Source organism: Streptacidiphilus cavernicola (genome assembly GCF_042510955.1).
Taxonomy (GTDB): Bacteria; Actinomycetota; Actinomycetes; order Streptomycetales; family Streptomycetaceae; genus Streptacidiphilus; species Streptacidiphilus cavernicola.
The window spans coordinates 25,956-39,180 of record NZ_JBHFAB010000006.1 but is presented as its reverse complement, the minus strand read 5'-3'; the positions used below and the strand labels follow the sequence as shown (position 1 = coordinate 39,180).

10 protein-coding genes are annotated in these 13,225 nt (G+C 73.6%); 2 read left to right on the top strand and 8 right to left on the bottom strand.

What is annotated here, in order from left to right; genetic code table 11:
• Window positions 1-1,554, bottom strand: coding sequence for an LCP family protein (locus ACEZDE_RS09870; protein WP_380534633.1), 1,554 nt, complete (start codon window positions 1,552-1,554; stop codon window positions 1-3).
• Window positions 1,555-1,723: 169 nt separating this feature from the next.
• Between ACEZDE_RS09870 and ACEZDE_RS09865 the strand changes: the two genes are divergently transcribed.
• Complete coding sequence (locus tag ACEZDE_RS09865; RefSeq protein ID WP_380534631.1) at window positions 1,724-2,803, top strand: glycosyltransferase; 1,080 nt, start codon at window positions 1,724-1,726, stop codon at window positions 2,801-2,803.
• A gap of 46 nt (window positions 2,804-2,849) precedes the next feature.
• On the opposite strand, the gene ACEZDE_RS09860 is transcribed toward ACEZDE_RS09865, so the two are convergent.
• The 5 genes from ACEZDE_RS09860 to ACEZDE_RS09840 form a co-directional block, all read right to left on the bottom strand.
• Window positions 2,850-4,469 carry an LCP family protein gene (locus tag ACEZDE_RS09860; protein WP_380534630.1) on the bottom strand — a complete coding sequence of 540 codons (1,620 nt, stop codon included), beginning with the start codon at window positions 4,467-4,469 and terminating at the stop codon, window positions 2,850-2,852.
• Between the two features lie 128 nt (window positions 4,470-4,597).
• Entirely contained in the window at window positions 4,598-6,160 is a 1,563-nt protein-coding gene (locus tag ACEZDE_RS09855; protein ID WP_380534628.1) for an LCP family protein, read from the bottom strand.
• Between the two features lie 61 nt (window positions 6,161-6,221).
• A complete protein-coding gene (locus tag ACEZDE_RS09850) occupies window positions 6,222-7,088 on the bottom strand; it encodes a LytR C-terminal domain-containing protein (protein ID WP_380534626.1) in 867 nt (288 codons plus the stop codon).
• 105 nt (window positions 7,089-7,193) lie between these two features.
• Window positions 7,194-8,408, bottom strand: coding sequence for an LCP family protein (locus tag ACEZDE_RS09845; RefSeq protein ID WP_380534624.1), 1,215 nt, complete (start codon window positions 8,406-8,408; stop codon window positions 7,194-7,196).
• A gap of 142 nt (window positions 8,409-8,550) precedes the next feature.
• On the bottom strand, window positions 8,551-9,315 hold the full coding sequence (locus ACEZDE_RS09840) for a TIGR03089 family protein (protein ID WP_380534622.1): 765 nt from the start codon (window positions 9,313-9,315) through the stop codon (window positions 8,551-8,553).
• Between the two features lie 414 nt (window positions 9,316-9,729).
• On the opposite strand from ACEZDE_RS09840, the gene ACEZDE_RS09835 reads away from it, so the two are divergent.
• Window positions 9,730-10,746, top strand: a complete 1,017-nt coding sequence (locus tag ACEZDE_RS09835) for a DNA-3-methyladenine glycosylase family protein (RefSeq protein WP_380534620.1) — start codon at window positions 9,730-9,732, stop codon at window positions 10,744-10,746.
• Between the two features lie 69 nt (window positions 10,747-10,815).
• On the opposite strand, the gene ACEZDE_RS09830 is transcribed toward ACEZDE_RS09835, so the two are convergent.
• Together ACEZDE_RS09830 and cofD are read right to left on the bottom strand one after the other, a co-directional pair.
• The gene (locus tag ACEZDE_RS09830) at window positions 10,816-12,180 is read right to left on the bottom strand and encodes a coenzyme F420-0:L-glutamate ligase (protein WP_380534618.1); all 1,365 of its coding nucleotides are present in this window, start codon (window positions 12,178-12,180) and stop codon (window positions 10,816-10,818) included.
• Window positions 12,180-13,157 carry a 2-phospho-L-lactate transferase gene (cofD, locus tag ACEZDE_RS09825; RefSeq protein ID WP_380534616.1) on the bottom strand — a complete coding sequence of 326 codons (978 nt, stop codon included), beginning with the start codon at window positions 13,155-13,157 and terminating at the stop codon, window positions 12,180-12,182. Before cofD ends, ACEZDE_RS09830 begins: the two co-directional genes overlap by 1 nt.
• Window positions 13,158-13,225 lie beyond the last annotated feature (68 nt).

Sequence of the window (13,225 nt, the reverse complement as noted above, 5' to 3'; positions counted from 1 at the left end):
TCAGTGGCAGATGACGGTGTCGCCGCGCGAGGCGGCGATGGTCGGGGCCGCGCTCGCGGTGCCCGCGGCGGACGCTCCGGCAGTAGCCGTCCCCGCGGTGGACGAGCCCGCGGCGGCCGTCCCGCTCGCGCCCGTGGTCGGTGCGCCGGCGGCGGCTGCCCCGGCCACCGCGGTGAAGTCCTTGCCCAGCACCACCTGCATCGTCCCGCCGAGCCCGGCCACCTGCACCAGCCGGGCCCCGGGCAGCGCCGCCGCCAGGGTCTTCACCGACTCGTCCCAGCGCGGGTCGTAGCGGATCACGGTCACCGCCGCGGTGCCGCTCCCCGGCGCGTTCTGGGCGTCCCCGGTGGTGGCGAAGCCCGCGCTGCGCAGTTCCCCGTCGGCCCGGGTGGCCAGTCCCGGCACACCCGCACCGTTCAGCACCTGCACCCGTACCCGACCCGGCGGGACGCTCAGCGGGCCGGTCGCCGCGGCCGTCCCGGTCGCCGCGGCAGTGGCCGGGGGCGCGGTCAGCGGCCGGTCCGCGCGCAGGGCGGCGAACAGCGCCTGCGCCCGCGGCTGGTCCCAGAGCACGGTCGAGCCCCAGCCGGGCACCACGTGGTTCAGGTCGGACAGCGGCACCGTGGCGAAGGAGGCCGAGGACGGCCGCAGGTCCTTCATCCGGGAGACCAGCGCCAGCAGGTCCTTGCCGCTCAGGCCCTGGTCCGCCTTGACCGACTTCAGCACGGTCGAGGCCACGCTCTGCAGCCGGACCGGGTTGAGCAGGGTGCCGCTGCTGGTCGCCTGCTGGATGATCTGCGCCACGAACTTCTGCTGCCGCTGCATCCGGCCCAGGTCGGCGGTGGGGTCGACATACCGGGCCCGGACGTACTTCAGTGCCTCGGCGCCGTCCAGCCTGGTGGTCCCGGCGGGCAGGTCCAGGCCGGACTTGGGGTCGTGCAGCGGTGTGCTGCTGCACACCGGGACGCCGCCGAGGGCGTCCACGGTGCTGACGAAGCTGAGGAAGTTCAGCTGCAGGTAGTGGTCGATGTGCAGTCCGGTGGCCTGCTCGACGGTCGCCACGGTCAGCGGGGGCCCGCCCATCCCGTAGGCGGCGTTGATCTTCCCCATGGACGCGCCGACCTGTTTGCCGGTGGCCGGGTCGGTGTGGGCCGGGATGTCGACATAGCTGTCCCGGGGGATGCTCACCACGCTGGCCCGGTCCCCGGTCGCGGAGAGGTGCACCAGCATGATGGTGTCGGTGCAGTGGCAGGACTCCCCGCCCGCGTGCAGCGACTGCAGCACCTTCGCCGGGACGCCCTCCCGGTCGTCCGTGCCGACCAGCAGGAAGTTCAGCGCGGAGTCGTCGGCCGGACGGTCCCGCAGGCCGCCGAAGGCGTCCACCCGGCCGATCGAGTCGCCGACCCCGCTGACCACGGCCCGTCCGATGCCGCTGGTGGCGAGCACTGTCGCGGACAGCAGCCCGGCCACCCAGACGGTCCGGCGGCGGCGCGAGCGCGGCGCGGTGGGGGGCGCGGGGGCGGGATCGGCCGGGTCTCGGCGTTCGGCAGGCATCCCGTGGATGGTAGGTCCGGCGGTGGCGGCGGCCGTGGAGCCGTCCCGGGGTGTCGCTCCGGTTCCGCTCCTTCGGACCCGTCCCGCGCGGCTCTCCCCGGGCCTCGGTCCAGCGGTGCGGGGCCTCGGTTCAGCGCCGCGCCGGGCCCGGCGGTACGGTTGCCTGCATATGAACGCGACCTCCGCCTCCAGCGCCCCCGAGGGGCACCCGGTGCCCTCCGTCTCGGTGATCATGCCGGTCCTCGACGAGTCCCGGCACCTGCGTGAATCCGTGCTCCGGATCCTCGAACAGGAGTACCCGGGCGACGTCGAGGTGGTGATCGCGCTCGGCCCGTCCAAGGACGACACCGACGAGATCGCCGCGGCCCTGGTCGCCGAGACCGCCGGGACCGCCCGCGAGGTGCGCACCGTGCCCAACCCGACCGGGCGTACCCCGGCCGGGCTGAACGCGGCGATCCGCGGCTCGCGCCACCCGGTGGTGGTCCGGGTGGACGGCCACGGGCTGCTGACGCCCGGTTACATCGCCACCGCGGTCCGGCTGCTGGCCCAGAAGGGTGCCGCCAACGTCGGCGGCGTGATGCACGCCGAGGGCGAGAACGACTGGGAGCGGGCCGTCGCCGCCGCGATGACCGCGAAGATCGGTGTGGGCAACGCCGCGTTCCACACCGGCGGCGCCGCCGCCGAGGCCGACACCGTCTACTTGGGCGTGTTCCGGCGCGAGGTGCTGGAGCAGCAGGGCGGCTACAACGAGGAGTTCGTCCGGGCCCAGGACTGGGAGCTGAACTACCGGATCCGCCAGGACGGCGGCCTGATCTGGTTCACCCCGGAGCTGCGGGTGACCTACCGGCCCCGGCCCAGCGTCCGCGCCCTGGCCAAGCAGTACCGCGACTACGGGCGCTGGCGCCGGGTGGTCACCCGCTACCACCGCGGCTCGGTCAACCTGCGCTACCTGGCGCCCCCGGCCGCGCTGGTCGGCGTGGCGGCGGGCCTGGTCGGCGGCGCGCTGCTGAGCCCGCTGCTGTTCGTCCTCCCCGGCGGCTACGCGGCGGCGATCCTGCTGGGCTCGCTGCGCGAGGGCCGGGGCCTGCCGGCCGGCGCGCGGCTGCGGATCCCGGTCGCCCTGGTCACCATGCACATGGCCTGGGGCTGGGGCTTCCTGACCAGCCCCGGCTCGCTGGCCCGCCGGGTGATCGCCAGCCCGGTGCCGACCGCCGGAGCCGTCGGCGACCGGGCCTCCTCGTCCCGCTGAGCCCCACTGGGCCCAGCTGAGCCCCGCTGACGCCTCATCAGAAGCCTCAGGGCGACTTCGGCGGCGTGGAGCCGGTCCAGCTGTAGAGGTAACCGGTCTGCCCCGGGCGGAACTTGGTGTACGGCGCCGGGTTCACGTCCATGCACTGGGTGGCGTCCGCGCCGTTCTGCGCGTCGGTCCCGGCCGGCAGGCCCGCCTTCTTGGGGACGGTGCTCGCGAAGTCGTCGCCCTTGGTCCAGTCGGTGCCGATGACCAGGGTGAGCCGGGTCGCCGAGGCCGAGGGGGTGAGCGCGCCCGCGCTCAGCCCGAGCGTCGCCGCCACGGCCTGGGCCTGCGCCTTGTCGGCGGTGGGGTAGGTCAGCCCGGTCGGGGTCGGCGGCACGTCGGTGGTGTCCCGCAGGGCCTGGGTGAAGCCCTTGGACTTCAGGAAGTCGGTCAGCACCTGCCCGCGCCCGTCCACCCCGCTGGCGTTGCGCACGGAGATGTGGACGGCGGCCTTCTCCGCCGCGCTCGCGGTCGGCGTGGGGGAGGGCGTCGGCGTCGGGGTGGCGCCCGGCAGCGCGTTCTTGTCGAGCGGCACGTCGTTGCGGATCTGCGCGAAGATCTGGTTCGCGGCCGGCTGGGTCAGCTCGACCGGGAGGTTGGCCGGGTTCGTCGGGTTGGTCCCGTAGTGCCAGGGGATGGTCACCGTGGTGATCCGGCTCGGGTCGACCTTGTTGAACTGCAGCGCCAGGCCGGTCAGCGCCTGCACGCTGCCGAGGCCGTGGTCGACCTGGAGCGCCTTGGTGGCGGCCGTCGCCAGCGCGTTCATCTCGCCGATGTTGGTCAGCGTGCCGAGGCTCTTCATCTTGCGGACCATCGAGTTGAGGTAGAGGTGCTGCGCCTCGGTCCTGCCGATGTCCGTGCCGTCCCCGAATGCGTGCCGGGTGCGCAGCCACTGCAGCGCCTGCACGCCGGTGACGTCTCTGGTGCCCTTGGCGAAGACCAGGTGCGAGCCGATGTTGCTCTTGACGCCGTTGACGTAGGTGATCTCGTTGTCGGAGACGTTCTCCTTGGCGCAGACCGGGACGCCCTTGATGGCGTCGGCCATGCTCACCACCCCGGAGAAGTGGATCATCATGTAGTGGTCGATGTGGATGCCGGTGAGCTTGGTCCAGGTGTCCACCACGCAGCCGGGGCCGCCGTAGTTGAGGCTGCCGTTGATGGCCGCGTGCCGGTTGTTGTGCCCGTCGCAGTTGGCCAGGTCGACCACGGTGTCGCGGGGGATGCTGGTGACCGAGGCGTTGCTGCGGTCCGCCGAGAGGTGGACCAGCATCTCCACGTCCGCGCGGGCCACGCCGCCGTCGTCGCAGGCGCCGCCGAGCTTGCAGTCCGCCGCGGTGTCACGGCCGTCCGAACCGATCACCAGGATGTTCAGCGGGGTCTGCCCGGCCGCATTCGGCTTGGGCGGGGCGACGGTGACCGCGGGGTCGTCGTGGAGACTTCCGGTACGGATATTGTGGTTGAGGTTCTGTATGTAGAAGTAGCCGCCGCCCACGCCGGCCACCACTACCACGCCCATGGTGATGGACGTGTACTTCAGTATTCGCACCGCCCGTGAGCGCTTTTTCTTCCGGCGCCGGGACGGCCGGGGGGCGACCGGCGCGCCGTCTGTCTCCTGCATCATGGCCGGACTATATCTTTCCGCGCCGGGAAAGCCCTATCGGGAATGCCTTCTGCAATTCACAGCTTGTTGACGAACGATCAGATATCCGGACACTTCCACCCGCGTTGTCGCCATACGCGTCGGTCAGCTCACCAGGCGTATACCGGATTCACCTTGGCGCAGGCGTCCTGGTCGCCGTTTTGACGTTTCGCGGTCAATGGAACCGCCCCCGCGGACGGGGTCGGCACGGTGGGGTAGACGCTGCCGGACGGCCAGTCGGTTCCCAGAACCAGGGTCGGAAGAGTCACATCGGCGGATTCCCGCAGCGCCGCCGCCGGCAGGTGCAGCGCCGCCGCGACCGCGCGGGCCCCGGCCAGTGCCGAGGCGGGGTAGCTGAGCGTGGTGGCGGCCTGCCGGGCCGGTGCGTTCAGCCCGTTGCGGGCGCGGGTGAAGCCCATCGTGCGCAGCGCCGCGGTGAGCGCACCGGCCCGCCCGGCGAAGCCGCTGCCGTTCTGCACGGTCAGCGCGACCGTCCCGGGCGGCACGGTGGCGGCGGGCGACGGGGCGGCGGCGGGCGCGGTGGTCGGGACCGGCCTGCCGTGCGGGTCCAGCGGGATGTCGTCGCGGACCATGCTGAAGAGCCGCTCCGCGTCCCCGGGCATCGGGATCACCCAGGCCTTGGGGTTCTCCGGGTCCTCCGCGTACGGCATGGTCACCGTGGTCAGCCGCTCCGGCCGGAGGTCCTTCAACTGGTCGGCGAGCCCGGCCAGCCTGCCGACGCTGTCCAGGCCGTCGTCCACGGTCAGCGCCCTGGTGGCGGCGTCGGCCAGGGAGAGCACCTTGCCCGGGTCGGTCAGCGTCCCGGCCGAGCGCAGCCGGCGCAGCATCGAGGTCAGGTACATGTGCTGGGTCTGCGTGCGGTAGAGGTCGCTGCCGTCGCCGAAGCCGTGCCTGGTGCGCAGCCACTCCAGCGCCTGCACCCCCTGGACCACGTGCCGCCCCGCGGTCAGCCGCAGGTGCGAGTACGGGTCGGCGACGTTGCCGGTGGTGCACACCGGCACCCCGCCCACCGCGTCGGCCATGCTGACCACCCCGCCGAAGTCGACCATCATGTAGTGGTCGATGTGGATGCCGGTCAGCTGGTGCCAGGTGTAGACGGTGCAGCCGGGGCCGCCGTGCGACAGGCTGTCGGTGATCTGCTCGTGCGCCGACTCCGGGTAGACCTTTCCGGTCTTCGGGTCGGTGCAGGCCGGGATGTCGACCATGGTGTCGCGCGGGATGCTCAGCAGCGAGGCGTTGCTGCGGTCGGCCGAGACGTGCAGCAGCATCTCCACGTCCGCGTGCACCGGACCGCCCACCGAGCCGCGGGCGCCGCCGAGCTTGAGGTCGGCGGCGGTGTCCCGGGTGTCCGAGCCGATCAGCAGGATGTTCAGCGCGGTGTGCCCGGCCGCGTCCTGGGACACCTTGCCCTGGTCGCCGAAGCTCAGCGCGCCGTGCTTGATGTTGCCGTCCAGGTACTGCACATAGCCCCAGCCGCCGGCCCCGCAGAGCGCCAGCAGCGCCGCGCAGCCCACCATCAGCCGCCGGAGCCGCACCCGGGCCCGGGTGCGGCTCCGGCGGCGCGACCGGCCGGAGGAGGACGGGGACGAGCCCGAGGAGGGCGGGCGGGGCGGTGACGGGCTGGGCGGTGACGGGCGGGATGCGGTGGCCATGCGGCGTTGCCTGCCTCTGCGGCTCGGTGCTCTCGGGCGGATCGCCCGGGGGTGCGCCGGGCTACTGGCTGCCGCAGCCCGCCTGGGCGCCGGCGTCGGCGGTGGCGGAGGCTGCGGGGGAGGGGGCCGCGAACGGCTTTCCTATCCCGTGGAAGTCCTGACCCAGCGTCAGCACCATCCGCCCGATCGGGTCGCTGGTCCTGCCGTCGCCGTGCAGCGCGGTCGCGGGCAGCTTCAGCTCGGCGGCCAGGGTGCGGGCCTGGTCCACGTGGTCCGGCGCGTACACCAGCGTGGTGTGCGGGGTGGCCGAGGCCGGGCCGCCGTTGCTGGAGCGCAGGTAGCCGCGGTTCTGCAGCCAGGTCAGCACGGTCTCGGCGGTGCCGATGCTGCCGGTGCCGTTGAGCACGGTCACCCGGACGTCGATCGCCTGGGCCTTGCTGCCCTCCAGGAACGCGCCGGAGACGGCGGGCTCGGGCACCGGCCCGGTGACCACGGGCCGGGCCGCGCAGCTGGTCGCGGCCACCGCGCCCGGGGCGGTGCTGCTGCTGCCGGTGGCGTTGGCGCTGCCGCCGGGGTGGCGCAGCAGCAGGTAGCCGCCGGTGCCGCCGACCGCGAGCATGAAGCAGACGGCGCCGATCACCCAGGGCCCGCTGCGGGGGCGCTGCTCGCGCCGACGGCGGGAGGCCCGTCCGGGGGGCGGCGGGGCCGAGGCCGGGGTCCGGGGTGAGGTGGGGGCCCCGGCGGCGTTGGTCGCGGGGCCGGGCGCGGCCGGCGGCGGGGTCCGCACCACGGCCGGGTCGCCGGGCCGGCGCATCCGGTACTCGCCGGTGCGCGGGTCGAGCACCCACAGGTCGGCGGGATCGGTCAGGTCGGCGGGGTCGGTGCTGTCCGCACCCGTGCCCGTGCCTGTCCCGTGTCCCGGCTGCACCTGCTGCTCCGATCTTCCCGTTCCCGACCGAGTGAGAGTGTCCCACCCGACTCGGCACACTAGCCGGTCACCCCGTGAGTCCGGTGAGGAGGCCGGACAAGTCCATCAGGATGAGGAGCAGATGTCCTGGTCTGCTGTTCTGCCGTCGAACGCGGGGGCGGGGGTTGCGGGGGCGGCAGTCGACGGGGTGGAGGCCGAGGGCGTCCCGGTGTGCGTGGCGGGCTTGGCGGCCCAGCTGTTCAGCAGCACCTGGTCGTCGTCGCGGATCTGCTGGAACAGCTGGTCGGCCTGCGGCTGCTGGAACTGGTCCCGGTTGTGGTCGTTGACGTAGGGCTCGCGCGGCGCGGTCAGCAGCACCAGGTGGTCCGCGGGCATCGCGCGCAGGCTGGTCGCCAGGTCGTACAGCTTGCCCAGGGTGTTCAGCCCCGGGTCGACGGTGATCGCCGAGGTGGCCGCGCCGATCAGCGGGAGCAGCTTGGTCGGGTTCAGCAGGACGCCGTTGCTCTCGACCTTCTGCACCAGCGAGGAGAGGAACTGCTGCTGACGTCCCATCCGCTCGGTGTCGCTGCCGTCGCCGATGGTCTCCCTGACCCGGACGAAGCCCAGCGCCTGGGTGCCGTTGACGGTCTGCTTCCCGGCCGGGAGGTGCAGCTTGGCGTCCCGGTCGTCCACCGGCTTCGCCAGGCAGACCTGGACTCCGCCGATGGCGTTGACCATGTTCTTGAAGCCGTTGAAGTCGATCACCATGAAGTGGTCGATCCGGATCTTGGTCAGCTGCTCGACGGTGCGGATGGTGCAGGCCGTCCCGCCGAACGAGTAGGCCCAGTTGAACTGCGCGAAGGCGGCGGCGGTGTGCCCGCCGTCGGGCAGGGTGCAGGCGGGGATGTGCACCATGGCGTCGCGCGGGATGCTCATCGCCACGGCGCGGGTCCGGTCCTGCGAGAGGTGCAGCAGGATGGTGGTGTCCGAGCGGGCCCCGCCGTTGGCGTCGCCGTAGGAGCTGTCCGGGCCCGAGCGCGTGTCCGAGCCGATGATCAGGATGTTCTCGGCGTTGTAGGCGACCGCAGGGACGGTCGGACGGGCCGAGGGCGGCCCGAGCAGGGTCTCGGTGGTGGTGTCCGTGGTGATGTTCCGGTCGTACTTCTGGTAGCCGTACCAGACCGCACCGGCCCCGGCTATCAGTGCCAGCACCACGGCCAGCGCGAGCCGACGCAGGATCCGGGGCCAGCGCGGGGGGCCGGCCGACGGCTCGGGGGGCGTGGACTCCTCGTCGAAGGAACGTTTCTGCTCATCCTCCGGGACGTTGACGTCGCCGCTCATCTCCGTGAACCGCCCCTGTGAAGGTGTCCTTCGATCCATGCGTGCACTTATCAGACGTTGGAACCATGCCTGAAGGTTGCATCACTTCTCGCCGAATCCTCACGGAGGGGCGCGGGCGCGGTGGGCCGGGGGTGACAGCCCGTCAGCCCACCCGGTGGGTCACCCGCTCGGAGCCGATCCGCGCCTCCATCGCCTCGTCCGCGAGCTTCTCGCTGTTGCGGCACAGCACCACCGAGGCGCCGGCCGCGAGCGGGGCCAGCAGGCCGCCGCCGAGCCCGGCCCAGTCGTCGAAGGACAGCGTGCTCAGCACCCGGTCGCCGGGACCGAGGCCCAGTCGGGACGCCTGCTCGGCCGCGAGCGACACCGCCTGCGCACCGGTCAGCTGCTCCCTGTCGATCACCAGCGCGGGCCGGTCCGGATCGACCGGCGCGTACGGGACGAAGCGGTCGCCCTGGGCGGGCACCTCCGCCGCGTAGTCCAGGAAGCCGTCCGGCAGCTCGGGGAACCGTCCGCCCAGCGGACGCAGCGCGAGGGCCACGCGTTCGCCGGGGCAGGCGAGCGCGGCGTCGAGGGTGTCGGGGCCGCTGACGACCAGCGAGGCGTCGGCCGGGTCTCCGCCCGGACACACCGTCAGCCCGACCGACCAGCAGGCGAACAGCCAGATGGCGGTCTGCCAGTGCGCGGGCAGCAGCAGCGAGGCCCGGTCGTCGGGCGCTGCGGCGAGGTCGTCCTGCAGCAGGTTGGCCGTCTTCGCCACCCAGTTGTCGAACGTCTTGACGGAGAGTTCGACTCTCTCTCCGGTCGCGTCGTCGTAGTAGGTGATGAGGGGGCGGGCGGGGTCGGAGGCAAGGGCGGAGCGCAGCAGATCGGCGGGGGTCTCTGCGCCGCTGAGGGGTGTCTGGCTCATGGTGCGCCCCAGCCTATGCCCTGGGGTCAACGGGGTCGCGCACCTGTACGCCCCCGGGAGCGGTCACCGGGCCCGCCCGGACCGGGACACAGCGGGTCGCTCCCACCCGTTTCGCCGAAATCCCCGCCGGGGGCGGGGCCGCGCGGGGCGGAGAGGGCCCTCGCAGGGCGGCGTGGGCGCGGAGCGGGGGCCGCTGGGCCGGGCGGGCAGGTGGATCGGAGCCGGGCCCGGCGGGGGCGGGCGGACAGGCCCTAGTCTTGCGGGATGACTTCGACGGGTGCGCGGGCTGTGGCGCCCGGTGCCGTTTCGCTGGCCGCGGAGCCGCACGTTGGCACGACCGCAGAGGCAGGTGCGGCAGCCGCAGCAGCCGGCGTGCGGCTCGGCGGGACCGCTGGTGTGGCCCCCGGTGCTGCCGTGTCGGTGAGCGCCGACCCGCACGCCGCCGCGACCGTGGTGGTTGGGGCAGCCGCCGCCACCTCCGCCGCCGTCAATGCCTCCGCCGGTACGGGACCCGTACCTGTGGTGCGGGTGTGGCGGCCGGAGGGGGCGTTGGAGGTCGAGGCAACGATCGGCGTGCTCCGGTTCGGTGCCGGTGACCCCGCCTACCGGCGTACCCGGGACGGTGCGTACTGGCGTTGCTCGCGCACCCCCCGCGGCCCCGGCACGCTGCGGATCACTGTCCGCGACCGCGCCGCCGAGATCGAGGCCGCTGCCTGGGGACCAGGCGCGGACTGGCTGCTCGGTCAGCTCCCGGCGCTGCTCGGCGCGGAGGACGACCCGGCCGCGTTCGACCCCCGCGCCCACCCGCTGCTGCGCGACCTGCACCGCCACCACCCCGGGCTGCGGATCGGCCGGACCGGGCTGGTGATGGAGTCGCTGGTACCAGCGGTACTCGGGCAGCGGGTCACCGTCGGCGAGGCGCACGAGTCCTGGCGTCAGCTGCTGCTCCGCTACGGCGCGCCCGCTCCGGGCCCGGCCCCGGCCGGCATGCGGATCGCCCCGGCCGCCCGCGACTGGGTCCGGATCCCCTCCTGGGACTGGCACCGGGCGGGCGTGGACGGCCAGCGCTCCGGCACGGTGGTCCGCGCCGCGAGGCTCGCCGCCCGGCTGGAGCAGGCCTCCGCGATGCCGCCGGACCAGGCGTTCGCCCGGCTGACCACGGTCCCCGGGATCGGGGTCTGGACCGCCGCCGAGACGCTGCAGCGCAGCAACGGCGACCCGGACGCGGTCACCGTCGGCGACCTGCACCTCCCGAACACCGTGGGCTGGGCCCTGGCCGGGCGCGAGCGCAGCGACGACGCGGTGATGCTGGAACTCCTGGAGCCCTACCGGGGCCACCGGTACCGGGTCTGCCGGCTTCTCCGCACCACCAACGTCCGAGCCCCGAGACACGCCCCCCGCTACGCCCCGATCGACTTCCGCGACCGTTAGCTGTATTGACCCGCGGGGGCCGCCTGCGGCCGAAGACGAAGCGGGCTCGAACGATGCCGACCGAGCGGGTCAGCGCGTGACCAGGAACGCCTCCGGGTCCCGGGCTCCCCGCTCCGGGGCCGCCGCTGCCGGGTGGCCGACGGCGACCGCGCCCATCGGGTCCCACCCCTGCGGCAGCTCCAGCACCTCCCGGACCACCCCGCGGCAGAACATCGTGGACGACACCCACGCCGTCCCCAGCCCCTCACCGGACAGGGTGACCAACAGGTTCTGCACCGCCGCGCCCATCGCCACCACGAACATCTCCCGCTCCGCGGCGGTGCGGCCCGGGTCCGGGTAGTCGTGCGAGCCGTCCATCACCAGGCACGGCACCACCAGGTACGGCGCGTTGCGCAGCACGTCCCCGCGGCGGACCCGGGTGGCGACCCGGTCCTCGCTCCAGCCGTCGAGCTCGCGCAGGTCCCGGTTCCAGGCGGTGAGCATCGCGTCCAGCAGCCGGGTCCGCGTCTCCGCGCTCTCGACCAGGACGAAGCGCCACGGCGTGGTGTGGTGCGGCGCGGGCGCGGTGACCGCCGCGGCGACCGCGCGCCGCACCGCCGCGCCGTCCACCGCCTCCGCGGTGAACGTCCGGACCGTGCGCCGCCCGGTGACCGCCTCGCGGACCGCCTCGGAGGTACCGAGCCGGAACATGTCCTCTGCGGCGGAACGGATCATCGGGCGGACGCCCGCGCCGTCCTGCTCGGTCACCAACCGGCCCAGGCCGCGCAGCACCGCGACCGGGCGTCCGCTGGTCTTGCCCTTCACCAGGTCGGCCGCGGCGGCGAGTTCGTCGGCGGTCGCGGTGACCGTCATCGCCAGCTCGTTGCCGTGCGGGTCCACCCGGCCGCGGTGGTCCTCCAGCACGTCGATCCCGGCCGCGCCGATCGCGACGTCGGTCAGCCCGTTCCGCCAGGGCCGCCCGAAGGTGTCGGTGACCACGACCGCGATCCGGCGCCCGGTCAGCTCGTGCAGCCGCTTGCGCAGAGCGCGGGCCGAGGCGTCCGGGTCCTCCGGCAGCAGCAGCACCGTCCCTGACGGGGTATTGGACGCGTCCACACCGGCCGCGGCCATCACCATGCCCTGCCGGTTCTCCACGATCCGGGTCCGCCCGCGTCGGGCGACCACCCGCACCGTCTCGGCGTCGATGGCCGCCTCGCGGTCGTCGGCCCGGACGATCCGGCCCTCGGCCTTGCTCACGATCTTGGAGGTGACCAGCAGGATGTCACCGTCCCGCAGGTCGGGCAGGGCCCGCGCGGTCAGCTCGCCGAGGTCGTCGCCGGGCGCGACCTCGGGCAGCCCGTCGACCGCCCACACCCGCAACTCCGTCCCCGGCTCCGGTTCGGCCCCCGACGCGATCCCCGTCCCCGCCCCCGTCTCCGACGCCTCGCCGGTCATCACGCCTCGCGCACCGCTTCCGCGAACGCCAGGGCGGCCCGCGCCATCGCCGCGCTGGCGTCGGTGTCGGTCATCCACAGCGGCACCGACCGGCAGGGGATCCCGGCCGCCTCGACCTCGGCCACCGACGCCGCGTCCGACTCGTCCAGCAGCCATCCGTCCAGCAGTTCACTGCCGTAGTGCTTCGCGACCGCCGCCGCGGAGGTCTCCACACCGACGGCTTCGAGCACCTTGTCGGCCATGCCGCGGACCGGCGCCCCGCCGATGATCGGGGACAGGCCGATCACCGGCGCCCGGGTCTGCGCCACCGCGCGCCGGATCCCGGGCACCGCCAGGATCGTGCCGACGCTCACCACCGGGTTGGACGGCGGCAGGATCACCACGTCCGCCTCGGCGATCGCCTCCAGCACGCCCGGCGCGGGCTTCGCCGACTCCGCGCCGACCGGGATGATCGCGTGCGCCGGGACCGTGGCGTGGTGCTTCACCCAGTACTCCTGGAAGTGCACCGCCTTACGCTCCCCCTCGACGTCGGTCAGCACATGGGTCTCGACCCGCTCGTCCGACATCGGGATCAGCCGCACCCCCGGCTTCCAGCGGGCGCACAGCGCCTCGGTGACCGCGCTCAGCGGGTAGCCCGCGGCCAGCATCTGGGTCCGCACGATGTGCGTCGCGAAGTCCTTGTCGCCGAGACCGAACCACTCCGGGCCGACCCCATAGGCCTTCATCTCCGCCTTGATCGAGAAGGACTCGTCCGCCCGGCCCCACCCCTGCTCCTCGTGGATGCCGCCGCCCAGGGTGTACATCACGGTGTCCAGGTCGGGGCAGACCTTCAACCCGAACAGGTGAATGTCGTCACCGGTGTTCCCGATGACGGTGATCTCGCTCCCCGCTTCCGGGGTGCCGGGGCCGACAGCCTGCTTCAGGCCGCGCAGAAAGCGCGCGCCCCCGATTCCTCCGGCAAGTACCACGATGCGCATGGGCCCCATCCTCGCATCCGCCTCCGACAGCCCTCCTTACGGACCCCTGACGGATCGTCCGCAACCCT